At 73.0% G+C, this 25,012-nt stretch carries 25 protein-coding genes; 7 read left to right on the forward strand and 18 right to left on the reverse strand.

The annotated features are described in order from the left end of the window. Window positions 1–50 precede the first annotated feature (50 nt). The gene (locus tag ABH925_RS22760) at window positions 51–1,181 is read left to right on the forward strand and encodes an adenosine deaminase (RefSeq protein ID WP_370150644.1); all 1,131 of its coding nucleotides are present in this window, start codon (window positions 51–53) and stop codon (window positions 1,179–1,181) included. A gap of 195 nt (window positions 1,182–1,376) precedes the next feature. Continuing rightward, window positions 1,377–1,820 (forward strand): hypothetical protein, encoded by a 444-nt coding sequence (locus ABH925_RS22765; protein ID WP_370150645.1) that lies wholly within the window; start codon window positions 1,377–1,379, stop codon window positions 1,818–1,820. A 19-nt stretch (window positions 1,821–1,839) separates the two neighbouring features. Here the strand turns inward: ABH925_RS22765 and ABH925_RS22770 are convergent, their stop codons facing one another. The 5 genes from ABH925_RS22770 to ABH925_RS22790 form a co-directional block, all read right to left on the reverse strand. Next, on the reverse strand, window positions 1,840–2,028 hold the full coding sequence (locus ABH925_RS22770) for a PspC domain-containing protein (protein WP_370150646.1): 189 nt from the start codon (window positions 2,026–2,028) through the stop codon (window positions 1,840–1,842). Between the two features lie 186 nt (window positions 2,029–2,214). Further along, entirely contained in the window at window positions 2,215–2,772 is a 558-nt protein-coding gene (locus ABH925_RS22775) for a VanZ family protein (RefSeq protein ID WP_370150647.1), read from the reverse strand. Between the two features lie 81 nt (window positions 2,773–2,853). Continuing rightward, window positions 2,854–3,465 (reverse strand): hypothetical protein, encoded by a 612-nt coding sequence (locus ABH925_RS22780; protein ID WP_370150648.1) that lies wholly within the window; start codon window positions 3,463–3,465, stop codon window positions 2,854–2,856. Further along, entirely contained in the window at window positions 3,462–5,153 is a 1,692-nt protein-coding gene (locus ABH925_RS22785; RefSeq protein ID WP_370150649.1) for an ATP-binding protein, read from the reverse strand. Before ABH925_RS22785 ends, ABH925_RS22780 begins: the two co-directional genes overlap by 4 nt. Window positions 5,154–5,254: 101 nt before the next feature. Further along, on the reverse strand, window positions 5,255–5,932 hold the full coding sequence (locus ABH925_RS22790; RefSeq protein WP_370150651.1) for a response regulator: 678 nt from the start codon (window positions 5,930–5,932) through the stop codon (window positions 5,255–5,257). A 340-nt stretch (window positions 5,933–6,272) separates the two neighbouring features. Here ABH925_RS22790 and ABH925_RS22795 point away from each other — a divergent pair, with 340 nt between their 5' ends. After that, window positions 6,273–6,968 (forward strand): SigE family RNA polymerase sigma factor, encoded by a 696-nt coding sequence (locus ABH925_RS22795; protein WP_370150747.1) that lies wholly within the window; start codon window positions 6,273–6,275, stop codon window positions 6,966–6,968. A 231-nt stretch (window positions 6,969–7,199) separates the two neighbouring features. On the opposite strand, the gene ABH925_RS22800 is transcribed toward ABH925_RS22795, so the two are convergent. The 5 genes from ABH925_RS22800 to deoC form a co-directional block, all read right to left on the reverse strand. Next, complete coding sequence (locus ABH925_RS22800) at window positions 7,200–7,850, reverse strand: ATP-binding protein (protein ID WP_370150652.1); 651 nt, start codon at window positions 7,848–7,850, stop codon at window positions 7,200–7,202. A gap of 19 nt (window positions 7,851–7,869) precedes the next feature. Continuing rightward, window positions 7,870–8,286, reverse strand: coding sequence for a DUF3052 domain-containing protein (locus ABH925_RS22805; protein WP_370150653.1), 417 nt, complete (start codon window positions 8,284–8,286; stop codon window positions 7,870–7,872). Between the two features lie 179 nt (window positions 8,287–8,465). Continuing rightward, window positions 8,466–9,395, reverse strand: coding sequence for an aldehyde dehydrogenase (locus ABH925_RS22810; protein ID WP_370150654.1), 930 nt, complete (start codon window positions 9,393–9,395; stop codon window positions 8,466–8,468). Continuing rightward, complete coding sequence (locus ABH925_RS22815; protein ID WP_370150748.1) at window positions 9,388–10,818, reverse strand: aldehyde dehydrogenase family protein; 1,431 nt, start codon at window positions 10,816–10,818, stop codon at window positions 9,388–9,390. The genes ABH925_RS22810 and ABH925_RS22815 overlap by 8 nt, the downstream gene beginning before the upstream one ends. Window positions 10,819–10,950: 132 nt before the next feature. Beyond that, the gene (gene deoC / locus ABH925_RS22820) at window positions 10,951–11,958 is read right to left on the reverse strand and encodes a deoxyribose-phosphate aldolase (protein ID WP_370150749.1); all 1,008 of its coding nucleotides are present in this window, start codon (window positions 11,956–11,958) and stop codon (window positions 10,951–10,953) included. A gap of 129 nt (window positions 11,959–12,087) precedes the next feature. Here deoC and ABH925_RS22825 point away from each other — a divergent pair, with 129 nt between their 5' ends. Beyond that, window positions 12,088–13,083 (forward strand): PH domain-containing protein, encoded by a 996-nt coding sequence (locus tag ABH925_RS22825; RefSeq protein WP_370150655.1) that lies wholly within the window; start codon window positions 12,088–12,090, stop codon window positions 13,081–13,083. 127 nt (window positions 13,084–13,210) lie between these two features. On the opposite strand, the gene ABH925_RS22830 is transcribed toward ABH925_RS22825, so the two are convergent. From ABH925_RS22830 to ABH925_RS22850, 5 genes are all read right to left on the reverse strand, one after another. Beyond that, a complete protein-coding gene (locus tag ABH925_RS22830) occupies window positions 13,211–14,047 on the reverse strand; it encodes a tyrosine-protein phosphatase (protein WP_370150656.1) in 837 nt (278 codons plus the stop codon). A 36-nt stretch (window positions 14,048–14,083) separates the two neighbouring features. Beyond that, window positions 14,084–15,790: a phospho-sugar mutase gene (locus ABH925_RS22835; protein WP_370150657.1), complete on the reverse strand. Its 1,707-nt coding sequence runs from the start codon at window positions 15,788–15,790 to the stop codon at window positions 14,084–14,086. Between the two features lie 167 nt (window positions 15,791–15,957). Further along, window positions 15,958–16,818 (reverse strand): purine-nucleoside phosphorylase, encoded by an 861-nt coding sequence (locus ABH925_RS22840; RefSeq protein ID WP_370150658.1) that lies wholly within the window; start codon window positions 16,816–16,818, stop codon window positions 15,958–15,960. 205 nt (window positions 16,819–17,023) lie between these two features. After that, on the reverse strand, window positions 17,024–17,875 hold the full coding sequence (locus tag ABH925_RS22845) for an LPXTG cell wall anchor domain-containing protein (RefSeq protein WP_370150660.1): 852 nt from the start codon (window positions 17,873–17,875) through the stop codon (window positions 17,024–17,026). A 234-nt stretch (window positions 17,876–18,109) separates the two neighbouring features. After that, window positions 18,110–18,547, reverse strand: a complete 438-nt coding sequence (locus ABH925_RS22850; protein WP_370150661.1) for a gamma-glutamylcyclotransferase — start codon at window positions 18,545–18,547, stop codon at window positions 18,110–18,112. 69 nt (window positions 18,548–18,616) lie between these two features. On the opposite strand from ABH925_RS22850, the gene ABH925_RS22855 reads away from it, so the two are divergent. Together ABH925_RS22855 and ABH925_RS22860 are read left to right on the forward strand one after the other, a co-directional pair. Next, window positions 18,617–20,059, forward strand: coding sequence for an NAD(P)H-quinone dehydrogenase (locus ABH925_RS22855; RefSeq protein ID WP_370150662.1), 1,443 nt, complete (start codon window positions 18,617–18,619; stop codon window positions 20,057–20,059). A gap of 192 nt (window positions 20,060–20,251) precedes the next feature. Next, the gene (locus ABH925_RS22860) at window positions 20,252–21,151 is read left to right on the forward strand and encodes a DeoR/GlpR family DNA-binding transcription regulator (protein ID WP_370150663.1); all 900 of its coding nucleotides are present in this window, start codon (window positions 20,252–20,254) and stop codon (window positions 21,149–21,151) included. A 138-nt stretch (window positions 21,152–21,289) separates the two neighbouring features. On the opposite strand, the gene ABH925_RS22865 is transcribed toward ABH925_RS22860, so the two are convergent. After that, complete coding sequence (locus ABH925_RS22865; RefSeq protein ID WP_370150664.1) at window positions 21,290–23,035, reverse strand: biotin carboxylase N-terminal domain-containing protein; 1,746 nt, start codon at window positions 23,033–23,035, stop codon at window positions 21,290–21,292. A 185-nt stretch (window positions 23,036–23,220) separates the two neighbouring features. Here ABH925_RS22865 and ABH925_RS22870 point away from each other — a divergent pair, with 185 nt between their 5' ends. After that, window positions 23,221–23,652, forward strand: a complete 432-nt coding sequence (locus tag ABH925_RS22870; protein WP_370150665.1) for a hypothetical protein — start codon at window positions 23,221–23,223, stop codon at window positions 23,650–23,652. Here the strand turns inward: ABH925_RS22870 and ABH925_RS22875 are convergent. Further along, entirely contained in the window at window positions 23,591–24,340 is a 750-nt protein-coding gene (locus tag ABH925_RS22875; protein ID WP_370150666.1) for a hypothetical protein, read from the reverse strand. The genes ABH925_RS22870 and ABH925_RS22875 overlap by 62 nt on opposite strands. A 57-nt stretch (window positions 24,341–24,397) precedes the next feature. Then, window positions 24,398–24,991, reverse strand: a complete 594-nt coding sequence (locus ABH925_RS22880; protein ID WP_370150667.1) for a nucleoside triphosphate pyrophosphatase — start codon at window positions 24,989–24,991, stop codon at window positions 24,398–24,400. Window positions 24,992–25,012: the final 21 nt, after the last annotated feature.

Consider the following 25,012-nt stretch of genomic DNA (forward strand, 5'->3'; position numbering starts at 1 on the left):
AGCGATGTGCCTCCGGATGCGTCTACGCGCGTAGGCGCTATCGTTGACCGATGGAGACCGCCCACACCCCTGCCCCCGTCCGTATCCCCACGCCCGACGAGATCCGTCGCGCCCCCAAGGTGCTGCTGCACGACCACCTCGACGGCGGGCTGCGCCCGCAGACCATCGTCGAGCTGGCGGAGGCGATCGGGTACGAGGACCTCCCCGGCTTCGAGAACGGCAAGCAGCCCGACCCGGTCGCGCTCGGCGAGTGGTTCCGCGAGGCCGCCGACTCCGGCTCGCTGGTCCGCTACCTGGAGACCTTCGCCCACACCTGCGCGGTGATGCAGACCCGCGAGGCGCTGGTCCGGGTCGCCGCCGACTGCGCCGAGGACCTCGCCGACGACGGGATCGTCTACGCCGAGGTGCGCTACGCCCCCGAGCAGCACCTGGAGCGCGGGCTGAGCCTGGACGAGGTGGTCGAGGCCGTGAACGAGGGCTTCCGCCTCGGCGAGGCCCGGGCCGCCGCCAGGGGGCGGCAGATCCGGATCGGCACCCTGATCACCGCGATGCGGCACGCCGCCCGGTCCCTGGAGATCGCCGAACTGGCGAACCGCCACCGTGACGCGGGCGTCGTCGGCTTCGACATCGCGGGTGCCGAGGCGGGCCACCCGCCGACCCGCCACCTCGACGCCTTCGACTACCTCAAGCGCGAGAACAACCACTTCACCATCCACGCCGGCGAGGCCTTCGGTCTGCCGTCGATCTGGGAGGCGCTGCAGTGCTGCGGCGCGGACCGGCTCGGCCACGGCGTGCGGATCATCGACGACATCTCGGTGGCCCAGGACGGCGGCGTCAAGCTGGGCCGGCTCGCGTCCTACGTGCGCGACAAGCGGATCCCGCTGGAGATGTGCCCGACCTCCAACCTGCAGACCGGTGCCGCGACCTCCTACGCGGAGCACCCGATCGGGCTGCTGCGGAACCTGTACTTCCGGGTCACCGTCAACACCGACAACCGCCTGATGAGCGGCACCACCCTGAGCCGCGAGTTCGAGCACCTGGTCGAGGCGTTCGACTACACCGTGGACGACCTGCGCTGGTTCACCGTCAACGCGATGAAGTCGGCCTTCCTGCCCTTCGACGAGCGGCTGGCGCTGATCAACGACGTGATCAAGCCCGGCTACGCCGAGCTGCGGGGCTGAGCGTCCGCGGTCCGGTCGACGGCTGACGGTCCGCCGCCGGGCGCTGCCCGGTGCGCGGGCCGTTAGGCCGATCAGGGGACGGGGGATTTGGGGCGGAATGCGCCTCGTGGATACCTTGGGCCGCCAGTCGAGCACGCGGAGTAGTCGAACCCGGCTCCCGGTGCCGTCCCCTCCAAGGACACGAGGAAACAGCTCATGAAGAAGGCAACGCTCCAGGCCGCCGGAACCGCTGTGCTCGGTGTCGCGCTCGCCGCGGCCGCCATCACCCCCGCGTTCGCGGACGGAGTCGGCGGCTCGGTCAGCGGCATCGGCGCGGACGGCCTCCCGGTCGGCGGGATGACCTCGGCGACCGGCGGCCAGACGGGCGCCCAGCAACTGCTCAACCCGTCGAGCGGCAGCCTGCACACGGCCACCGGTGCGGCCCAGGGCCTGATCAACACCGCCGCCCCGGCGGTGCAGAGCGCGACCTCGGCCGTCCCCGCGCTGAAGGACGTCGGCACCGGGAACCTGACCTCGGTCGCCCCCACCCGGGCCCTGCCCGGCCCGCTGAGCAGCGTGCCGGTGGTCGGCGGTCTGCCCGGTGTCCAGGACGGCCTCGGCCCGGTCGCCCAGAGCCTGCCCGCCAGCCCGCTGGGCTGAGCGCCGGTCGGCCGCCGGGTCAGGGCTCCTGCGGGAGCAGCAGCCACAGTGCGAGGTAGATCAGGAACTGCGGTCCGGGCAGCAGGCAGGACAGCAGGAACAGCACACGCACCGTGAACGCGCTGACGCCGAAGCGCGCCGCGATGCCGGCGCAGACGCCGCCGATCATGCGGTTGTGGCGGGGCCGGGAGAGGGTGGTCGCGGACATGGGGTCCTCCGTGGGGATCTCGTCGGGCTTCGGCCTGATGCTTCAAGCCTCCCGCCGGAAGAGCGGCGAACCCTCCCCCTGCCCGACGATTCGGTCCCCTGCCCGCCCCCGCTCCGGGATGACCCCGGCCTCGGGGGCCGCTCAGGGTCACCCCCGAGAACGGGTTCCGCCGCGCGCGGGCCGCGCCTAGCGTGCGGAGTGGGCGATCTCGAAGGGCGCGCGCGGGGTGGCGGCCGCGCGGCGCGAGCGCTCGCGCCGGCGCAGCGCCGCCCGGGCGGCCGGGACGACGGCGAGGTGGGTGACCGTGATCCCCACCGCGGCCAGCAGCACGTCGTCGACGTTCAGCAGATTGCTGGTCAGGCTGGACTCCAGTCCCTCCACGCCGGTGGCGATCAGCACGCCCGCGAAGACCGTGCGCAGCAGCGACGGCAGCGTCGCCGAGTCCAGCCGGCCGCCCGCCAGTGGCAGCAGCACACCCAGCGGGGCGAGCAGCAGCACGCCCCGCAGCAGCGCGAGGTACGAGGTCGCCGTCCCGGCGGCCAGCTCGGCGTGGACGGAGGCGAACGGCGTCAGATTGGTGTCGGCCATCCACATCGCGGAGACCGGCCGCAGCGCGGCCCAGACCACCAGCCCCAGGTGCACGGCCAGCAGGAGCAGGCCCAGCCGCCGGGCACTCCGGTGGACGGTCGCCGGACTGCCGGACAGGTCCCATCGTGGGGACCCTGGCTCGATACCGGTTCGCACGCCGGTGCCTCCTCGCTGCACGTCGGTGAGGACGCGCTCGCTGCTGGTAGCGGTTCCGTGGCTCTCGCGGGAACGACCGGGTCAGGGTGCGGGGGTCGGTCCTGTCGTCCCCGGCGTTCCGGACCCTGCCGTCGATCCCGTCGTTCCGTCTGTTCCGCTCGTCCCCGACGACCCGGCCGTCCCCGTGGTTCCGTCTGCTCCGGACGACCCGGTGGACGACCCGGTGGCGCCGGACTGGCCGGTCCCGCTGCCGGCCGGGGTGGTCGGGTCGTGCAGGCAGGCCAGGGTCCCGTCGGGCGCGGTGGCCGCCGGGCTGGCCGACGTGGCCGGGGAGGCCGTCGGGGTCGCCCGGGTCGCCTGCTTCCGGGCGAGGGCCTCCTTCGACGCCTGCGCCGATGCGGCCGGCCACACCACCTGAGCGGTGCCGGTGGGTTCCGGCCACGGGTAGGCCGTGGGCAGCGGCATCCAGCTCTCGTCGTGCTCCAGCACGGTCAGCGTCGCGTTCGGCGACGGCGGGCAGGCCGTCCGCGACGCGGCCTCACCGGCGTCGACCGGCACGCTGGTGTCGCGGATGCCGCAGCCGCTGAGCAGCAGCATCAGCGCCGCCGGTACGGCGACCAGCAGCCCGCAGGCCGCCGCCCTCGTCCGGGGCCGTGCGCCGCCGCCGTCCATCACCGCTGTGTGCCGCCTCACGCGCTGTCGCCCTTCGTGCCGCCCCCGGTGTCGTCCCCGTCGCGGTCCGCGCCGGGCCTGCCTCCGCCGTGCGTGGCCCCCGGGGGCGGGACGCTCGGGCCGCCGTCGGCGGCGAGCGGGTGGCCGGCCGCCACGGCCGGCGCCATCGGCAGCCGCAGCGTGAACACCGCTCCCGCGCCGGAACCGGCGGGGGCGTTCGCGGCGGTGATCGTCCCGCCGTGGATCCGGGCGTTCTCCATCGCGATGGACAGTCCGAGGCCGCTGCCCTCGGACCGCCGCCGGGCCGCGTCGGCCTTGAAGAAGCGGTCGAAGACATGCGGGAGCACGTCCTCGGGGATGCCCGGACCGCCGTCGGTGACCCGCACCTCCAGCTCGGACCCCGCCGGGTCCGCACCCGTGTCGCCGGGCTCGACCGCACCCGTGGCGGAGGCCACCCGCACCTGGACCCGCACCGGCGAGCCGCCGTGCTTGAGCGCGTTGCCGATCAGGTTCGCCAGGATCACGTCCACCCGGCGCGGGTCCACCCGGGCCACGATGCCGCGCGGGGCGTCCAGCTCGACCGCGTCCAGCCAGGCCCGGGTGTCGATGCAGGACATGATCAGGTCCGAGACGTCGATGTCGTCCAGGACGACCTTCGCCGTGCCCGCGTCGAAGCGGGTGACCTCCATCAGGTTCTCCACCAGCTCGGTGAGCCGGCGGGTCTCGCTCACCACCAGCCGGACGGCCGGGGCGATCATCGGGTCCAGCGAGTCCGCTTCGTCCTCCAGGATGTCCGTCACCGCGGTCATCGCGGTCAGCGGCGTCCGCAGCTCGTGCGACATGTCGGCGACGAACCGTCGGCTGGCGTGCTCACGCGCGCTCAGCTCCTCGACCTGCGCCTGCAGGGCCTCCGCGGTCTGGTTGAAGGTCTGCGACAGGTCGGCGAGCTCGGCGGCGCCGCTCACCTCCAGCCGGGTGTCCAGATGGCCCGCGCCGAGCTGCCGTGCCGCGTCGCCCAGCCGCGCCACCGGACGCAGCACCGTGGACGCCGCGGCCTGCGCCAGCAGCGCCGAGCCGACCAGCGCCAGCAGCGTCGCGATGCCCAGCGACCAGGCCAGCGAGTCGAGGTCGCGGCGCTCACCGTCCAGCGACCGGAACATGTAGGCGGTGGGACCGGTGGGCACCACCCGGGTGCCGCCGACCACGTAGGGGGTGCCCTGGACGGTGATCCGCTGCCAGAACAGGTGGTACTGGCCCGGTGCGATGGTGCAGCGCTCGCACGGCTGGTTCACCTGGCGCTGGAGCGCGGCCGGGAGCACGTCGGCGTTCAGCGTCGGGTTCGACATCACGGTGCAGCCCGGTGCGACGATCAGCACGTCGTACTGCAGTCCCGAGTGCGCCAGCACCCTCGCCGCCAGATCCCACTGCGTGCAGGTCGGATGCAGCGGCATGTTGGTGACGGTACGGCTGAGCGAGCTGCGGAAGTCCGACAGCGCGGAGTCCTGGGTACGGGTCAGCACCGCGTCGCGGTTCAGCCAGTACGCGATCCCCGAGGCGGACACCGCGGCGGCGAGCGCCACCAGCGCGAACACGGCGATCAGCCGTATCCGCAGCGAGGTCATCCGCAGGCCCCGCAGCAGCCGCGCCCAGGGCCGGGCCTTCTGGTCATCCGTCACGTGGTCTTCGCCGCTCGGGCTCTCTGCTGGCATGGTGGTCAGGGTCTGGTCGCTTCGGGTCTGGTCACGTCAGGTCAGGTCAGATCAGATCCGGCCGGTGCGGCCGGGGTCCCGGTCGGGCGTGTGGCGAACCGTCACTGCGGCGGGTCGAGCCGGTAGCCGACCCCGCGGACCGTGCGGATCAGCGTCGGGGCCGACGGCACATCCTCCACCTTCGCCCGCAGCCGCTGCACGCAGGCGTCCACCAGCCGCGAGTCGCCCAGGTAGTCGTGCTCCCAGACCAGCCGCAGCAACTGCTGCCGGGACAGGGCCTGGCCGGGGCGCTGGCTGAGCTCCAGCAGCAGCCGCAGCTCGGTCGGCGTCAGCTGCAGGTCCACGCCCGCCTTGGTGACCGTCATCGCGCTGCGGTCGATCACCACGTCCCCGTAGGCCGAGGAGTCCGAGCTCTCCCGCTCGCCGCGGCGCAGCACCGCCCTGATCCGGGCGTCCAGCACCCGCGGCTGCACCGGCTTGACCACGTAGTCGTCCGCGCCCGACTCCAGGCCCACGACCACGTCGATGTCGTCGCTGCGGGCCGTGAGCAGGATGATCGGCAACTGGTCGCCGCGCCGGATCCGGCGGCAGACCTCGAAGCCGTCGATGCCCGGCAGCATGACGTCCAGCACGATCAGGTCGGGACGCTTCTCCTTGAACATCCGCAGGCCGTCCTCGCCGGATGCGGCGGCGGACACCTGATGGCCCTGCCGGGTCAGCGCGAGCTCCAGGCCCGTGCGGATGGCGTCGTCGTCCTCGATCAGCAGCAGATGTGACACGCGGGCCATTGTGGCCCATCCGGGGCACGGCGATCGACCCCGCCCGCCGGTGACGGGTCACCCGGTGCTCTGTGACAGGCCTGTGACAGTCGGCGGACACCGCCATGACGCCGCCAGGGCAAGCTTCTGGTTGTCGGAAGTCGGGGGACACCGACACCCAGCACAGTCGTCCACCAGGGAGCGCACCATGAACGCAGTCATCGAGGCCCGGAGCGCCACGGCACTTCGTGCCGCGCGCCCCCTGCACACGGCACAGCAGCACCACCACTGCCAGTCACACCACTGCCAGTCCCACGGCGGCCGCCACGCCGCCCACGGCACGCACGAGACGTCGACGACGATGACGCTCACGCTTCGCGGAGTGGTGCGCGGCATCACCGTCCGCGAGCTCCCGGCGGGGACCGGAGAGAACGGTCAGCAGGCGAGTGGTTCGGGGGAGCCCGCCGCCACGCAGGCCGTCGCCGTGGTCGGCGTCCAGGGAGGTGCGCCGGGGGAGCCCTCGGGCATCAGCAACGAGGAGGAGTTCTCGGCGTACGTCCGGGAGCGCCGCGCCTCCCTGTACGCCACCGCGTACCACCTGACCGGCGACCGCTTCGCCGCCGAGGACCTGCTGCAGAGCGCGCTCTTCAGCACCTACCGGGCCTGGGACCGGATCAGCGACAAGGGCGCGGTCGGCGGGTACATGCGCCGCACCATGACCAACCTGCACATCTCCGCGTGGCGCCGCCGCAAGGTCAACGAGTACCCGACCGAGGAGATGCCGGAGACCGTCGGCGACACCGACGCCATGGGCGGCACCGAGCTGCGCGCCGTCCTGTGGCAGGCGCTGGCCAAGCTTCCGGAGACGCAGCGCACCATGCTGGTGCTCCGCTACTACGAGGGCCGCACCGACCCGGAGATCGCCGACGTGCTGAACATCAGCGTCGGCACGGTGAAGAGCAGCATCTGGCGCGCGCTGCGGCGGCTGCGCGAGGACGAGGCCCTGGCGTCGCGTGACGGCGACCTCGGCAGGGCCTTCGGCGACCTGGTCGCCTGACGGGACGTTCGACCACGGGGAGTCCCGTGATCCGGGGGGATCACGGTGCTCGCACTCCCGTGGACCACGGGGGGAGCCGCAGGCACGGGGAGGCCGGCGGCGACAGGGGGACGGAACGGGCACGGCAACCTCGGGGGAGGGACGCCGCGCCCGTTCCGTGCGTTCCGGCCCGGCACCCCGCGCGGCCTCAGCCCCGTGCGTGCGCGCGGTCGGTGGGTCCGGGTGGCGTCGTCAGTGCGCGGTGCTGAGGATCCTGGGCTCGGCCTGCGCCAGCTGGATCCGGGCCAGCGCCTCACCGCCGTCGCAGGCGTACGCGCCCTGGGCGACCTGCCGGGCGACGATCCCGCGCTCCGCGCGCATCAGCCGCCAGCCCCGGTGCAGCAGGTACGGGACGGACTTGCGACGCTCCCTGACGTCGCGGCGGAACCGCCGCCACGCCGTGGTCAGCGGCCGGTTCCGCAGGCACAGGGCGGCGCCGAGCAGCCCCTCGGCCTCGCAGCGCCGTACGATCTCGGCCGCGAAGATCCCCTCGGCGATGAACGCCCCGGCCCCGGCCAGGCCGAGGGTGTGCGTTCCCACCCGGCCGTTGGCGGGGATCGAGTACACCGGCACCTCGGTGCGGCCCTCGCCGCAGAGCGCGCGGATCGCCGCCATCGCGTCGTCGCCGTGCCAGGAGCCGGGGTGGTCCCAGTCGGTCCCGCCGCCGTCCGGGAGCTGCGGGAGGGTCGGGTCGTCGCCGTCCTTGTAGAAGTCGTCGAGCTGCAGCACCGGCAGTCCGGCCCGCTCGGCCAGCGTCGACTTCCCCGACCCGGAAGGTCCGCAGAGCAGGACCACACGGGCGGAGGGGAGGACCTTCGGACTGTTCACGGGATCGCTGCTCACGGGTCACCAGTCTGACGCATCAGCGCGGCCGGTTCACCACCCGCCAGACGAAGGCGAGGCCGGACCAGTCCGTGCCGAGCGCCGCGACTTTGACGTCCACCACGCCGGTCGGCAGCAGCAGCTCGCGCAGCAGGGTCTCGGTGATGTCACTGCGGTGGCCGGCCGCCGTCCTGGGCCGGGCGATCCACAGGCAGCCGGTCGGACGCAGCGCGGCCACCAGCCCGGCCGCCTCGGCCCGCAGCTGCTCGGCGGAGGTGAAGAAGGCCACCGTGACGTCCGCGTCCGTGACCGGCCCCGCCCCGCTCAGCACCACCACGCCGGGCGGTGGCTCCGGGATCTCCCACCCCTTCGGGGGATGCACCAGCGCCACCCGGTGCCCCTCCTTGATCCGCAGTTTCCGCGCCAGCGGGGTTCCCGAGTAGCCGGTGTCGCTCATGCCCGTCATCCTCCCGTGCGGAGGCGTTGATTCAGCGTTGATTCGACAGGAGCACTATCGGAAACGCGAACGAGCACGCGCTCGGGGGGGAGGAGCGCGTGCCCGTTCTCAGCGGGCGGCCGGGCCCAGGGGGGGTGGGGCGGGCCGCCCGGTCTGCGGGGGAGTCTGACTCGGGGGGGTCAGATTCCCATCGGGTGCCAGACCGTCTTGGTCTCCAGGAAGGCCAGCAGTCGTTCGGTACCCGGGGCGGCGGTCCAGTCGTCGGTGACGTCGGAACGCCGTACACGTTTAAGAGTATCCGCTGCGAGCGCTTCGAGAACCTGCGCCGAGCCGTGGCCTTCGAGGGAAATCACTCCAGTCAGGTCCAGCGCGTTCACATCCTGGTGCGAGGCGAGGGTCGGGGCGATGTCCGCGGTGCGGCCGGAGATCAGGTTGACCACGCCGCCGGGGAGGTCGGAGGTCGCCAGCACCTCGCCCAGGGTCAGTCCCGGCAACGGCGCGTCGGCGGCGAGCGCCACCACGGCCGTGTTGCCGGTGGCGATCACCGGGGCGATCGCGGAGACCAGGCCGAGCAGCGAGAAGCCGTTGCCGGTCTGCGGCGCGACGACGCCGACCACGCCGGTGGGCTCCGGGGTGGACAGGTTGAAGTACGGACCGGCGACCGGGTTGGCCGCGCCGGCGATCTGGGCGACCTTGTCGGTCCAGCCCGCGTACCAGACCCAGCGGTCGATGGCCGCGTCGACCAGCACGGCGGCCTTCCTGGCGCTGACGCCCTCGCTCGCCGCGACCTCGGCGGCGAACTGCTCGCGGCGGCCCTCCAGCATCTCGGCCGCGCGGTAGAGGATCTGGCCGCGGTTGTACGCGGTCGTCCCGGACCAGCCGCCGAAGGCCTTGCGGGCCGCGCCGACCGCGTCGCGGGTGTCCTTCCGGGTGCCCAGCGGGACGTTGGCGATCCAGTCGCCGGTCTTGCGGTCGGTCACCTCGTACACCCGTCCGCTCTCGGAGCGGGGGAACTTCCCGCCGACGAAGAGCTTGTAGGTCTTGCTCACCTTGATTCGCCGGCTGGCGTCGGTACGGAGCACCGGGTCGGACACCGAGGCTTCAGACATTGAGGTAGGCCTCCAGACCATGGCGACCGCCCTCGCGGCCGTAGCCCGACTCCTTGTAGCCGCCGAAGGGCGAGGTCGGGTCGAACTTGTTGAAGGTGTTGGACCACACCACGCCGGCCCGGAGCTTCGACGCCATCCAGAGGATGCGCGAGCCCTTCTCGGTCCAGACGCCGGCCGACAGGCCGAAGGGGGTGTTGTTGGCCTTGGCGACCGCCTCCTCCGGGGTGCGGAAGGTCAGCACGGACAGCACCGGGCCGAAGATCTCCTCGCGGGCCACCCGGTGCGTGGCGCTGACGCCGGTGAACACGGTCGGCGGGAACCAGTAGCCGGCGGACGGCAGTTCGCAGGGCGGGGACCAGCGCTCGGCGCCCTCGGCCTCGCCCGCGGCGGTGAGCTCGCGGATCCGGGCCAGCTGCGCCGCGGAGTTGATCGCGCCGATGTCGGTGTTCTTGTCCAGCGGGTCGCCGATCCGCAGCGTGGCCATCCGGCGCTTGAGCGCCTCCATGACCTCGTCGTGCACCGACTCCTGGACCAGCAGCCGTGAACCGGCGCAGCAGACGTGGCCCTGGTTGAAGAAGATGCCGTCCACGATGCCCTCGACCGCCTGGTCGACCGGCGCGTCGTCGAAGACGATGTTCGCGGCCTTGCCGCCGAGCTCCAGCGAGAGCCGGGTGCGGGTGCCGGCGAGGGTGCGGGCGATGGACCGGCCGACCTCGGTGGAGCCGGTGAAGGCGACCTTGTCCACGCCGGGGTGGGCGGTCAGCGCGGCGCCGGTGCGGCCGTCGCCGGTGATGATGTTGACGACGCCGTCCGGCAGGCCGGCCTGCGCGCAGATGTCGGCGAAGCGCAGTGCCGTCAGCGGGGTGGTCTCGGCCGGCTTCAGCACCACGGTGTTGCCGGTGGCCAGCGCCGGGGCGATCTTCCACGCCAGCATCATCAGCGGGAAGTTCCACGGGATGACCTGTGCGGCCACGCCGACCGGGCGCGGGTTCGGGCCGAAGCCGGCGAACTCCAGCTTGTCGGCCCAGCCCGCGTAGTAGAAGAAGTGCGCCGCGACCAGCGGGAGGTCGACGTCGCGGGTCTCCCGGATCGGCTTGCCGTTGTCGATCGACTCCAGCACGGCCAGCTCGCGGGAGCGCTCCTGGATGATCCGGGCGATCCGGAACAGGTACTTGCCGCGCTCCGCGCCGGGCAGCGCGGACCAGCCGGGGAACGCGTCGCGGGCGGCCTTGACGGCCCGCTCCACGTCCTCGTCGGTGCCCTGGGCGAACTCGGCCAGGACCTGCTCGGTGGCCGGGTCCACCGTCTTCAGCGCCTCGCTGCCGGTGCTCTCGACGAAGGCGCCGCCGATGAAGTGCCCGTACGAGGTCGCGATGTCGCCCGCGGCGGCCCGGGACTCGGGCGCCGGCGCGTAGTCGAACAGCGAGCGCCCGCCGGTGCGCGGCGCGCCCGCGGAGGTCGCCGCGGCTGCGATGTCCGCGGTGACCGCGAGGTCCGCGGCGGCCTCGGCGGCCGCGGCGCTCGGGGTGGTGTCGGTCTTCTTCTTCGCCACGGCTCAGTCCACCGTCACATAGTCGGGACCGGAGTACCGGCCGGTGGTCAGCTTCTGACGCTGCATCAGCAGGTCGTTGAGCAGGCTGGAGGCGCCGAAGCGGAACCAGTCCGGGGTGAGCCAGTCGTCGCCCAGCACCTCGTTCACCATGACCAGGTACTTCATGGCGTCCTTGGTGGTACGGATACCCCCGGCCGGCTTCACGCCCACCTGCACGCCGGTGGCGGCGCGGAAGTCGCGGACCGCTTCCATCAGCACCAGGGTGGACGGCGGGGTCGCGTTGACGGCGACCTTGCCGGTCGAGGTCTTGATGAAGTCGGCCCCGGCGATCATCGCCAGCCAGGACGCCCGGCGCACGTTGTCGTAGGTCTGCAGCTCGCCGGTCTCGAAGATCACCTTCAGGTGCGCGGCGCTGCCGTCGGGGCGGACGCAGGCCTCCTTGACCGCCTGGATCGTCTGGAAGACCTCCAGGTAGCGGCCGGAGAGGAAGGCACCCCGGTCGATCACCATGTCGATCTCGTCGGCGCCGGCGGCCACCGCCTCCGCGGTGTCGGCGAGCTTCACCGGCAGTCCGGCGCGCCCGGACGGGAAGGCGGTGGCGACGGAGGCCACCTGGACCCCGCTGCCTGCGACGGCGACGCGGGCAACGGGGACCATGTCGGGATAGACGCAGACGGCGGCCGTGCTCGGCGCCGTCGGGTCGCTCGGGTCGGGACGCAGGGCCTTCGCGCAGAGCGACCGCACCTTGCCGGGGGTGTCCGCACCCTCCAGCGTGGTCAGGTCGATCATGGAGATGGCCAGGTCGATGGCGTACGCCTTGGCGGTGGTCTTGATGGACCGGGTGCCGAGGGAGGCAGCGCGCGACTGGAGACCGACGGCGTCGATTCCTGGCAGCCCGTGCAGGAAGCGACGCAGGGTCGCCTCCGACGAGGCGACCTCGGCGAGCCTTTCACGGGCACCGTCGGCGACAGAGGTGCCTGCGGGCGTGACGACTGGGGGAGTGGTGGGCATGCTCACCAGGTGAGCATATCTACGCGCGTAGCCATTGGCTAGTGGCAAGTCGCCGCGCATGGTGCCGATGCCATACCGCAATCCGTCCCGTCCGGAACTCCGCGCGGGGCTGAGGCAGAATCGTTGACCATGAGCGACCCCCAGGGCCAGAACACCCCCGGCCGGGAGACCCCCGGCACCGAGCCCGCCACCAGCCCGGCCGAAGGCCCCGCCACCAGCCCGGCCGACAGCCCCACTGGCAGCCCCGCGTCTGACCCCGCTGAGGGCCCCGCCGGCGGCCCCGCGTCCGACCCGGCCGAAGGCCCCGCGGACCGCCCCGCGTCCGACCCGGCCGAAGGCCCTGCCGGCAGCCCGGCCGAAGGCCCCGCGTCCAGCCCGGCCGAAGGCCCCGCGTCTGAGCCGGCCGGCAGCGCCGCGTCCGGGCCGGCCACGCCGGATGCGGCGTCCGGCGTCCGCCCCGCGTTCGCGGACCGCCGCTACCGGTCCGTCCCGGGCATGATCGGCGGCGGCCTGCTGCTGGCGATCACCCTCTGGCTGTGCGTCGACGCACTGGTCAACGGCAGCGGACGGGCTCCCTGGATCGGCCTGGCGGCCATGGTCGCGCTGGTGCCGCTCATCAGCGCGTTCGCGCTCTGGCCGGTCGTCCGCGCCAACCAGGACCGGCTGATCGTCCGCAACCCGCTGCGCACCCTCGTCGTCCCCTGGGGCTCGGTCGAGTCCATCCAGGCCGCGCTCTCGGTGGAACTGCGTACCGAGGGGAAGAAGTACCAGCTCTGGTCCGTGCCGGTGTCGCTGCGGCAGCGGAAGCGGGCCAACCGCAAGGCGATGATCGCCAAGGGTGACGCGGCCGGCACGAGCTCGCGCCGCAGCGAGGCCGCGGGCCCGCGCCACCCGGTCGGCGGCCCCGGTGTGCTCGCCAGCCGCCCCTCGGCCGGCGACCCGTTCGGGACCATCGACCCGTCGCTGGCCTGGGCCGACCACGTGGTGGCCGAGCTCAACGAGCTGGCCGAGGCGGGGCGGGCCCGCGGGGCCGCGGCCGAGCCGGTCACCGTCACCTGGACCTGGGCCTTCATCGCCCCGATCGTGCTGGGCGCCGTCGCCCTGGTCGTCCTGGCCACGACCTGACCGACCCGGCCACCGGCCTGACCGACCCGGGCGCGGCCACGACCTGAAGACCCGGTCCCGGCGCGGAGCCGGCCTGCGCGCACCCCGGCTCCGGGCGACCACTTCGGCCGCCCGGAGCCGGAGGTGTTCAGCCGTTCGCGGGCGGGGCCGCCGGGGCGTCCGGGGTGAGCAGCAGGGCGCGGAGCCGGTTCAGCTCCGGCGCGGTCAGGCCGTGGGCGTGCAGGAAGGCCTCGGTGGAACCGTGGCGGCTGTGGATCCGGTCCAGGAACAGGCTGAGCAGGCCGGGGTGGACCGGGCGCGAGCGGCGTTCGGCGCCGTACTCGTCCACGTAGAAGACCGGGCCGTCGAGCAGCCCGAGGCCCAGGTTGGACAGGGCGTAGTCGGCCGCGATGTCCTCCGCGGCGACGCCCACCGCCGAGAGGATCACTCCGATGGTGACCCCGGTGCGGTCCTTGCCGACGGCGCAGTGCACCAGCGCCGGCAGCGCCCCCGGCGCGATCAGGCGCCGGACGCAGGCCACGATCGGCGGTCCGGCGGTGTCCGCCATGAACGCGTACAGGCCTTCGAGGCTGTCGTCGTCCGGCGCCCCGTCGGGGCCCTCGTCCGCCAGGTCCGCCGCGGTGTCGGGGTTCTGGACGGTCTCCGGAGGCAGCGTCGGCAGCGAGACCAGCTCGAAGTCCAGCCCGTGCCGCTGGTTCGGCCAGTGCACCAGTTCCTGCTCGCCGCGCAGGTCGACCACGGTGCGCAGACCCAGCCGGGCCAGCCGCTCCGCCCCGTCCGGGCTCAACTCGCTGAGCGAGGCCGAGCGGTAGAGCAGGCCGCAGCCGACGCTGCGGCCGTCGCGGACGGGGAAGCCCCCGGCGTCGCGGAGATTGCGGACGCCGGGGACGTCGATCAGCCGGTCCGCGCCCGGTATCGGGCTCTTCGGGCTGCTCGGGGCTGCTGGGTGGTTGGTGGTCGCCATGACCGCCACCCTAGACAGCTCGCGAGGACGGGGCTGTCAGATTCCGGCAGCTGCGGCGAGGTCGCGCTTGACCAACGCCAGCAGCCGCTCGGCGGACTCGCGGGCGGCGGTGAGGGCGTCGCCGGAGCCGACCGGGACGACAACCTCCAGGTAGCACTTCAGCTTGGGCTCGGTCCCGGACGGGCGGACCACCACCCGGGCGGCCGAGATCCCCTCCCCGCTGAGGCGGTAGCGAAGCCCGTCGGTCGGCGGCAGGTCGGCGCTGCCCTGCTCCAGGTCCTCCGCCGAGTCGACCCGCAGCCCGGCCAGCGATCGCGGCGGCTGCTCCCGCAGCCGGGCCATCGCCTTGGCGATCACGGTCAGGTCGTGCACCCGGACCGAGAGCTGGTCGGTGGCGTGCAGGCCGTGCGTCACGGCCAGGTCGTCCAGCAGGTCGCCGAGGGTGCGCCCGTTCTGCTTGAGGGTGGCGGCGAGCTCGGCGATGGACAGGGCGGCGCTCACGCCGTCCTTGTCCCGGACCGCGTCGGGGTCGACGCAGTAACCGAGGGCCTCCTCGTAGCCGTAGCGCAGGCCGTCGGCGCGCGAGATCCACTTGAAGCCGGTCAGCGTCTCCGCGTAGCCGAGCCCGGCCGCCTCGGCGATCCGGGACAGCAGCGAGGAGGAGACGATGGTGGTCGCGAAGGTGCCCTCGGCGTGCTTGCTGACCAGGTGCGCGGCCAGCAGCGCGCCGACCTCGTCACCGCGCAGCATCCGCCAGCCGGCCTCGGTCTCCGGCGCGGGGACGGCGACGGCGAGCCGGTCGGCGTCCGGGTCGTTGGCGATTATCACGTCCGGGCCGAGGGCGGCCCCGGTCTGGAACGCCAGGTCCATCGCGCCGGGCTCCTCCGGGTTGGGGAAGCCCACGGTCGGGAAGTCGGGGTCGGGGTCGGCCTGGACGGTGACCAGGCTCGGGGCCGGGAAGCCGGCCCGCTCGAACGCGGCCAGCAGCGTGTCGCGGCCGACGCCGTGCAGCGGGGTGTAGACGACCGCGAGGTCGCGCGGGGTGTGCGGGTCGACCACGGTGACCGCGCGGGCCAGGTACGGGTCCAGGATCTCCGCCTCGGTCAGCACCCGCCATCCGTCCAGGGCGCGCGGGACCTCGTCGAGTCCGCCGATGGCGTCGATCTCGGCGGCGATGCCCGCGTCGTGCGGCGGGACGATCTGCGAGCCGCCGAAGTCGCCGCCCAGATAGACCTTGTAGCCGTTGTCCCGGGGCGGGTTGTGGCTGGCGGTGACCATCACGCCGGCCGCGGCGCCCAGGTGCCGCACCGCGAAGGCGAGCACCGGGGTGGGCAGCGGACCGGGCAGCAGCACGGCGCGCAGGCCCGCGCCGACTGCCACGGCGGCGGTGTCGCGGGCGAAGTCGTACGACTTGTGGCGGGCGTCGTAGCCGATGACGACCAGCCCGTCCGGGCTGTCCCGGCGCACGTAGCGGGCCAGGCCGGCGGCGGCGCGGATGACCACGTCGCGGTTCATCCGCATCGGGCCCGCGCCCATCTCGCCGCGCAGCCCGGCGGTGCCGAACTGCAGCGTCCCGGCGAAGCGCTCGGCCAGCTCGGACCAGGCCCGGGCGGCGTCCTCCTCGCCGCAGGCCTCGGCGGCGGCGATGAGGTGGCCCAGCTCGGCCCGGGTGTCCGGGTCGGGGTCCTCGGCGAGCCAGGTACGGGCCCGGGCGAGCAGGTCGGTGTCGGGGGTCAGCGTCATCGCCGCGTCGCTTCTTTCTCTGGTTCGGGTCCGTACGACGAGCATGGCATCCGCCGGGACTCGGGCGGATGCCATGCGGGTCGTGCCGTGTCGCCGGTGTGGTCCGGACCGGGTGTGCCTCGGGCCGGGTGGCTCTCGGACCGGGTGTCCCCGGGAGCGGGTGTGCCTCAGATCCGTTCGAGAACCTTGGCGAGCAGCGCGCCCATCCGGGTGGCGGAGGCGCGGCCGGCCTCCAGGACCTCGGCGTGGTTCAGCGGCTCGCCGGTGATGCCCGCGGCCAGGTTGGTGACCAGGGACAGGCCCAGCACCTCGGCGCCGGCCTCGCGGGCGGCGATGGCTTCCAGCGTGGTCGACATCCCGACCAGGTCGCCGCCGATGGCGCGGACCATGCCGATCTCGGCCGGGGTCTCGTAGTGCGGGCCGGGGAACTGGACGTAGACGCCCTCTTCGAGGCTGGGGTCGATCTCCTGGCACAGGGCGCGCAGCCGCGAGGAGTACAGGTCGGTGAGGTCCACGAAGTTCGCGCCGACGATGGGCGAGGCCGCGGTGAGGTTGATGTGGTCGCTGATCAGCACCGGCTGGCCGGCGGCCATGCCCTCGCGGAGCCCGCCGCAGCCGTTGGTCAGGATGACCGTGCGGCAGCCGGCGGCGACCGCGGTGCGGACGCCGTGGGCGACGGCGGCGACGCCGTGGCCCTCGTAGAAGTGGGTGCGGCCGAGGAAGACCAGGGCGCGGGTCTCGCCGATGGTGATCGAGCGGACCTTGCCGGAGTGGCCGGCCACGGCGGGCGCCGGGAAGCCGGGCAGCTCGGTGATGGGGAACTCGTGGTCGGGCTCGCCCAGCTCGTCGGCGGCCGGGACCCAGCCGGAGCCCATCACCAGCGCCACGTCGTGGGTCTCGACGCCGGTGAGGGCACGCAGCGCGGCGGCGGCGTCCTTGGCGGCGGCGTAGGGGTCGGTGGGCCTGGGGTCTGCGGTCGTGCTGCGGGGGTCGGCTGCAGCGGGGACCGGCTGAGGAGATGCGTTCACGTAGTCGAGGATATCTGTTCCCCCTACGCGCGTAGAAGAACGACTGGGTGACGATCCGGTCAGTCGTTCATCTCTTCATTTCGGAGGTTCTGCCAATAGGCAGGGCGCGAGGCGCCGCGATAGCGGCTCCTCGCGCCCGTGGGTCGTGCGGGCCTCGGCTGATCAGAGCGTCGGCGGTGGTTCAGAGCGTCGGCTGTTCAGGGCCTCAGTTGTGCGCGCCCTTGCGGCGACGGGCGACGACGACGCCCGCGCCACCGGCCAGCACCAGGGCACCGGCGACACCGGCGATCATGCCGCTGTTGGAGCCGCCACCGGTGCTGGCCAGGGCCGGGCCGGTCGAGGAGGCGCTCGGGGCCGCCGAGGTGGGGGCGCTGCTGGGCGTCGCGTGGGTCGGGCTGGGGGCGGGGGTCGGCGTGCCGGCCGCCTTGACCACGGTGAAGTCGTGGTGGTCGAAGCCCACGTGGGTGGTGCAGGCCGCGGGGGTCATCGGCGTGGCGTTGCCCATGGTGCCCGTGGACAGGTTGCCGAGGTCCTTGGGGGTGACCGCGGTGCCGGCCTGCACGGTGCCGCTGATGGCGAGTCCGACGTAGGCGCCGAGCGGGGCGCCCTTCGGGGCGACGACGCGGAACTGGCCGCCGTCCTTGCCCTTGGGGGCGAGGGTGGGCGTGGTGCCGAGCACGACGAAGCTGTTGCCGTCGGCGTCGACGTGGTAAGTGAGCGCCTGCCACTTGCCGTTCACGTACTCCTCGACGGTGAGGGCGCTGCTGGCGGTGGGAGCGGCCCCCAGGCCCGTCTCGAGGAAGGTGACCACGTTGGTCAGCTTCTCGCCGGAGTTGTTGACCAGGGAGACGCTGCCGGTCGCCGCGGTGCCGCCGGCGGTCAGCTTGGTGTTGGTCAGGCCGGTCAGCGTCACGCCGAGGTCGGTCGACGGCTTGGGGCAGGTGACCTTGGTGACGCTCGTCGGCGCCGCGGCGAATGCGGACGGGGCCATGCCGAGGAGCGCGAGGCTGCCGAGCGCGGCGACGGCGGCCACGGACGAGGTGCGACGGAGGCGCATGTGGGTGATTCCCTCTGCTGGGATGACAGGGACGCGAATGGACTCGCGACCATCGCACGTTAGTGCGTAACCAAACCCGGCCGAGGGCGAAAGTGACGCCAGAAGGGTGTGAGAAAATCTTACTGATCCTCGTACAACCTTATGGTTCGCCAGGAGTCTCCTGTGTCATAGGGGATGAACCGGGACAGCCTTCCCCATGTCTGCTGAGAACGCCCGCTGACGTTCGCTCAGCGTTCAGCAGGGGCGTTTGCGGAGGTCCATGACGTAGTCGTACGGGGCGCCGGCGGACTCGGCGGCGTCGGCGATGATGCCGAGGTAGCGGGCCGAGGGGAGGCCGCCCTCGTAGTCGTTGAGGACGTAGGTCCAGGCCGTCAGGTCGCCCTCCAGGGTGTGCACCCGGACCCGGACCTTGCGGTAGAAGCCGAGCGGGAGGCCCTCCCAGCGGTCCAGGCCGGTCTCGTCGCCCGGGGCGATGTCGTACAGGCCGACGAAGACCTGATCCTTCTCGTCCTCCACCACGGTGGCGATCGAGCCCTCCCAGCCGAACTGCTCACCGCCGAAGGTGAGTCGCCAGCCGTCGAGCCAGCCGGTGCAGCGGAGCGGGGAGTGCGGCGCGCGGCGGCTCATCTGCCGCGCATCGAGGTTGCTGGCGTAGGCGGCGTAGAGCGACATGGGACCCAGCGTACGGGAGCGGTCCGTCCGGACCAGCCCGGTGTCACCCGGGGTCGGCGGTGCGGGACAATGGACGGCGTGACTCGCATTGTGATCATCGGTGGCGGACCTGGCGGATACGAGGCGGCGCTCGTCGCCGCGGACCTCGGCGCGGAGGTGACCGTCGTGGACCGCGACGGCCTCGGCGGCGCGGCGGTGTTGACGGACTGCGTGCCGTCGAAGACCTTGATTGCCACGGCCGAGGTGATGACCACCTTCGACAGCTCCTACGAGGAACTGGGCATCAAGGTCGGCCTGGACAGTGCGCACGACACCGGGCGGGTCGTCGGGGTGGACCTGGGGAAGGTCAACCGACGCGTCAAGCGCCTCGCGGTCGCCCAGTCGCACGACATCACCCAGTCCGTCACCCGCGCCGGAGTCACCCTGCTGCGCGGCCACGGCCGGCTCGCCCCCGGCGGGCAGGGGGTGGACGGCTCGCGCGGGGTCCTGGTGGACCTGGTCGACGGCGGTACCCAGGAGCTGCGCGCGGACGCGGTGCTGATCGCCACCGGCACCCACCCGCGCGAGGTGCCCGACGCGCTGCCCGACGGCGAGCGGATCCTCAACTGGACCCAGGTCTACGACCTGGACGAGCTGCCGGAGGAGCTGATCGTGGTCGGCTCGGGAGTCACCGGTGCCGAGTTCGCCGGCGCGTACCAGGCGCTGGGCTCGCGGGTGACGCTGGTCTCCAGCCGGGACCGGGTGCTGCCGGGCGAGGACCCGGACGCGGCGACGGTGCTGGAGGACGTGTTCCGGCGGCGCGGGATGAACGTCATGTCCCGCTCCCGGGCCGAGTCGGCGCGACGGGTCGGCGACAAGGTGGAGGTGGTGCTGCAGGACGGGCGGATGATCACCGGCTCGCACTGCCTGGTGGCCGTCGGCTCCATCCCCAACACCGCCGGGATGGGCCTGGAGGAGGCCGGGGTCAAGCTGACCGAGGGCGGCCAGGTCAAGGTCGACCGGGTCTCCCGGACCAGCGCGCCCGGCGTCTACGCGGCCGGTGACTGCACCGGCGTCTTCATGCTGGCCTCGGTGGCCGCGATGCAGGGGCGCATCGCGATGTACCACGCGCTGGGCGACGCGGTGCAGCCGCTGAACCTGAAGACCGTCGCCTCGAACGTCTTCACCGACCCGGAGATCGCCACGGTCGGCTACAGCGCCGCCGACGTCGAGTGCGGCACCATGGACGCGGTCTGCGTGAAGCTGCCGCTGCGGGGCAACCCCAGGGCGAAGATGCAGGGCATCAGGGACGGCTTCGTGAAGCTGTTCTGCCGTCCCGGCACCGGGATCGTGGTGGGCGGCGTGGTGGTGGCGCCGCGGGCCAGCGAGCTGATCCACCCGATCTCGCTCGCGGTGGACAACAATCTGACGGTGGAGCAGGTGGCCAGCGCGTTCACGGTGTACCCGTCGGTGTCCGGGTCGATCGCCGAGGCGGCGCGGCAGCTGCACATCCGCAAGCGCGGCGGCCACTGAGTCGTGGTCGCGGGCGGCCGTCACGGCGGCCGGGCAACCCGGTCGGCGGGGCGTGCGGCACCCGATCGGGGGGCGCGCGGAGGGCGCAGGCGGCGCACAGTGTAGCGCTCTGCGCCGATCCAGGGTGGACAACTTCGGCTACTAAGGGCAAACGCCTGAAAGCAGATGGTCACGCACGTTACCGTCTGTTTCGTGTTCGCAGCAGAACGTCGCCAGTTGATTCTTGAAATGGTGCGCGCCAACGGAGCGGTCTCGCTCCGGGAGCTCGCCCGCGTCGTCCAGACCTCCGAGGTGACCGTACGCCGTGACGTACGCGCGCTGGAGGCCGAAGGCCTGCTGGACCGCCGGCACGGAGGCGCGGTCCTCCCCGGTGGTCTGTCCAGAGAGCCCGGATATCCGCAGAAGACGCATCTCGCCGCCGCCGAGAAGAGCGCCATAGCCGACCTGGCCGCGACCATGGTCGCGGAGGGCGACGCCATCGTGGTGGGCGCCGGTACGACCACGCAGGAGCTCGCCCGGCGCCTGGCCCGGGTGCCCGGGCTGACCGTGGTCACCAACTCGCTGCTGGTCGCCCAGGCGCTGGCCCATGCCAACCGGGTGGAGGTGGTGATGACCGGCGGGACCCTGCGCGGCTCCAACTACGCCCTGGTCGGCAGCGGCGCGGAACAGTCGCTGCACGGCCTGAGGGTGTCCCGGGCCTTCGTCTCCGGCAGCGGGCTCACCGCCGAGCGCGGGCTCTCGACCACCAACATGCTCTCGGCGAGCGTGGACCGGGCGCTGGTCGCGGCCGCGGCCGAGGTGGTGGTGCTGGCGGACCACGGCAAGCTGGGCTCCGACACCATGTTCCAGACCGTCGCGACGGACACGATCGCCTGCCTGGTGACGGACGAGCAGGCCGGAGCCTCCGAGGTCGCCTCGCGGGAGCTGGACGCGCTGGCGGACCGCGGCGTGCAGGTGTGCGTGGCCGCCGCGGCGCCGCCGGTGGTGCCGCAGGGGGCCGCTGCCGCCGCGGTGGGCGGGGTGGGCGCGGGGCTGCCCTTCCCGGGGCAGCGCAGGCCGGTCCCGGTGGGCCGCAGCGGCGTCGTCCGCTAGTCCGGCCCCGTCCGGCTGCCCGCAGGGCCCTGGCGCGCGCACGGCACGGGGCTCGGGGCCCTGCTCGACGGACGAGCAGGGCCCCGAGCCCCGGTACTGCGATGCCTCAGTGCGGCGATGCCTCGGTGCAGCGGTGCGTCAGTCCTTGATCTCGCAGATCGCCGCTCCGGAGGTGACCGTGGCGCCGATGGCGGCGGCCAGGTTCACCACGGTGCCCGCCTTGTGGGCGTTCAGCGGCTGCTCCATCTTCATCGCCTCCAGGACGACGACCAGGTCGCCCGCGGCGACGGTCTGGCCCTCCTCCACGTTGACCTTGACGATGGTGCCCTGCATCGGCGAGGCCAGGGTGTCGCCCGAGGCCGCGGAGCCGGCCTTGGAGCTGGCCGCGCGGCGCTTGGACTTGGCCGCGGGCTTCGCCGCGGAGGTGGCGGCGAGGTTCGCGGGCAGCGAGACCTCGATCCGCTTGCCGCCGACCTCGACCACCACGGTCTCGCGGGTGTCCGGCTCGTCGCCGTCCCCGCCCGCCCCGGCATAGGCCGGGATGGTGTTGTCGAAGTCCGTCTCGATCCAGCGGGTGTAGATCGTGAACGGCTCGGCGGTGAACGCCGGGTCGGTCACCACGGCGCGGTGGAACGGGATGGCGGTGGCCATGCCCTCGACGTTGAACTCCGCCAGCGCGCGGGCCGCACGCTGCAGCGCCTGGGTCCGGGTGGCGCCGGTGACGATCAGCTTGGCCAGCAGCGAGTCCCAGGCCGGGCCGATGACGCTGCCGGACTCGACGCCGGAGTCCAGCCGGACGCCCGGGCCGGTGGGCGGGGCGAAGGCGGTGACGGTGCCGGGGGCGGGCAGGAAGCCGCGGCCCGGGTCCTCGCCGTTGATCCGGAACTCGAAGGAGTGGCCGCGGACCTCGGGGTCGTCGTAGCCCAGCGCCTCGCCGTCGGCGATCCGGAACTGCTCGCGGACCAGGTCGATCCCGGTGACCTCCTCGGTGACCGGGTGCTCGACCTGGAGCCGGGTGTTCACCTCCAGGAAGGAGATGGTCCCGTCCACGGCGACCAGGAACTCACAGGTTCCGGCGCCGACGTAGCCGGCCTCCTTGAGGATCGCCTTGGACGCGGCGTAGAGCTGGGCGTTCTGCGCGTCGGTGAGGAAGGGCGCGGGGGCCTCCTCGACCAGCTTCTGGTGCCGGCGCTGCAGCGAGCAGTCGCGGGTCGACACGACGACCACGTTGCCGTGGGTGTCGGCCAGGCACTGGGTCTCGACGTGACGCGGGCGGTCCAGGTAGCGCTCGACGAAGCACTCGCCCCGGCCGAAGGCCGCCACGGCCTCGCGGACGGCGGACTCGTAGAGCTCCGGCACCTCTTCCAGGGTGCGGGCGACCTTGAGGCCGCGACCTCCGCCGCCGAACGCCGCCTTGATGGCGATCGGCAGGCCGTGCTCCTGGGCGAAGGCCACCACCTCGTCCGGTCCGGAGACCGGGTCGGGGGTGCCCGCGACCAGCGGTGCGCCGGCGCGCTGGGCGATGTGGCGGGCCGCCACCTTGTCGCCGAGGTCGCGGATGGCCTGCGGCGGCGGGCCGATCCAGGTCAGCCCGGCGTCGATGACGGCCTGGGCGAACTCCGCGTTCTCGGAGAGGAAGCCGTAGCCGGGGTGAACGGCGTCGGCACCCGCGTCGGCGGCGGCCTTCAGCACCTTGGCGATGTCGAGGTAGCTGGTGGCCGGAGTGTCGCCACCGAGGGCGAAGGCCTCGTCGGCCGCGCGGACATGCAGCGCGTCCCGGTCCGGCTCGGCGTACACGGCGACGCTGGCGATACCTGCGTCCCGACAGGCCCGGGCGACGCGGACTGCGATCTCTCCGCGGTTGGCGATGAGCACCTTGCGCACAATGGCTCCCTTCTTGAACCGTGGATGAGTTTATGGACAACCGGGCACTGATGGTGAGTCCGGTCCGGTGGTGAGCTTGCCCACACGGAGGGTGATTCTTCGTCTCCCACGGTACGCCGGGCCTCCCGGGCGGGTCTTTCGGCGCACCCCTTCCGGAGGTGACTACTGGTCAGTAAGGTGCGGTCATGAGGATCTGGACCGCCGTCGCGACGGCTGTACTGCTGACGCTGGAAGCGCTGGTCGTGGGCGTGGTGGCGGTCGTGCTCGGCCTGGCAGTTGAGCAGCAGAAGATGTCGATGGGCGGCCTCGCGCCGACCGCGATGGCGGTGGGCGCCTGGGTCGGTTTGGGGGTCCTCGCCTTCTTTGTCCTGGTAGTCGCCGCGCTGGTTGCTCGCATGGCACTGCGGGGTGGTGCCATGGGGCGCCCCACAAGGATTCTGCTGATTGTCTGTGCCGTACTGCACGCGGTGCTCGCGACGGTGCTGCTGGCGCTGTCCGGAGTCGGGGCGTTCCTGGTGATGCTGGTGATCGTGGCGCTGCTGGTGCTGCTGCTCGCTACGCCGCCGGAGACGCCGAAGGATTCGGCGCCGGGCGGGGAGTTGACGCCTGCTCTGTGACGTCGCCGAGCAGCTCGACCACGTCCGCGCCGTAGGCGTCCGGCTGGATCACCCGCAGCAGCAGGCAGAAGCTGTCCTCGGGGGAGTAGCGGCGGATCAGGTCGCGGTGGTGCCGGGTCAGGTAGCGGACCGCGGCCAGGTTCGCGGTCGCGGTCTGACCGCAGATCAGGAAGGTCGGGCGCTCGCCCTCGCCGGCGGCTATCCGGCCGAGCACCGCGTGGTCGGCCTTGCCGATCTCGCGGACGTAGGACCGGTCGCCGACGGTCAGCTCGTTGATCCCGGCCTCCCACTCGGCGGTGACCGCGATCCCGGGCAGCTTCCAGCGCAGGTGCGCGGCGGTCCGCTCGTTCGCGACCGGGCCGCCGATGCAGAACTCGGCCTTGTCGCCCAGCCCTTGCTGGACCTCGTCGTGGGACACGATCTCGGCCTCGGCCCCGCAGTCGCGGACCAGTGCGGCCAGCTCCATCAGGGCGTAGACGTCACGCTGGGCGATCACCCGCTGGCTGACGCTGCTGCCCGCCTTGCGGGGCACCACCAGCCGCGACTCGGTGCCGGGGTAGAGGCCGAAGAAGCGGCGCCTGCGGTCCAGCTTCCGGCGGCGCAGCACGGCCTGCAGAGCCCAGGCGAGGCCGGCGCTGAACACGCTGGAGACCACGCCCAGGACGATGTTGAGCACGCTGTCGCCCACCGGCTCCCCCTCCGTAGCTGGTACGGGGACCACCGTAGCGTTGGCCGGGACCGGGCGTCAGGTCCAGAGGTCGGTGATCCGGACGTCCAGCTTCAGCAGCAGGGTGCGCAGCAGCGGGAGCGAGAGCCCGATGACATTGCCCGGGTCGCCGTCGATGCCGTCGACGAAGGGGGCGGACCTGCCGTCCAGGGTGAACGCCCCGGCCACGTGCAGGGGTTCGCCGGAGGCCACGTAGGCCGCGATCTCCTGGTCGGAGGGGGTGCCGAAGCGGACCGTGGTGGAGGCGGTGGCCGCCGCGCGGGCACCGGTGCGGGTGTCGATCACGCAGTGGCCGGTCTGCAGCACGCCGCTGCGGCCGCGCATCGCCTGCCAGCGGGCCAGCGCCTCCTCGGCGTCGGCGGGCTTGCCCAGGGCCTGCCCGTCGAGCTCCAGCACGGAGTCGCAGCCGACGACCAGGGCGGGCCCGGTGAGAGTGGCCGCGACCGCGGTCGCCTTGGCCTCGGCGAGGACGAGCGCGAGCTCGGCGGGGGTGGGCGCGGAGAGGGCGTCCTCGTCGACCCCGCTGACGATCACCTGCGGGTCGAGCCCGGCCTGGCGCAGCAGGCCGAGGCGGGCGGGGGAGGCGGAGGCGAGGACGAGTGGCACGGTCATGGGGCCAGCGTAGGGGCAGCG

The sequence above is a fragment of the Streptacidiphilus sp. EB129 genome (assembly GCF_041262645.1).
Lineage (GTDB): Bacteria > Actinomycetota > Actinomycetes > Streptomycetales > Streptomycetaceae > Streptacidiphilus.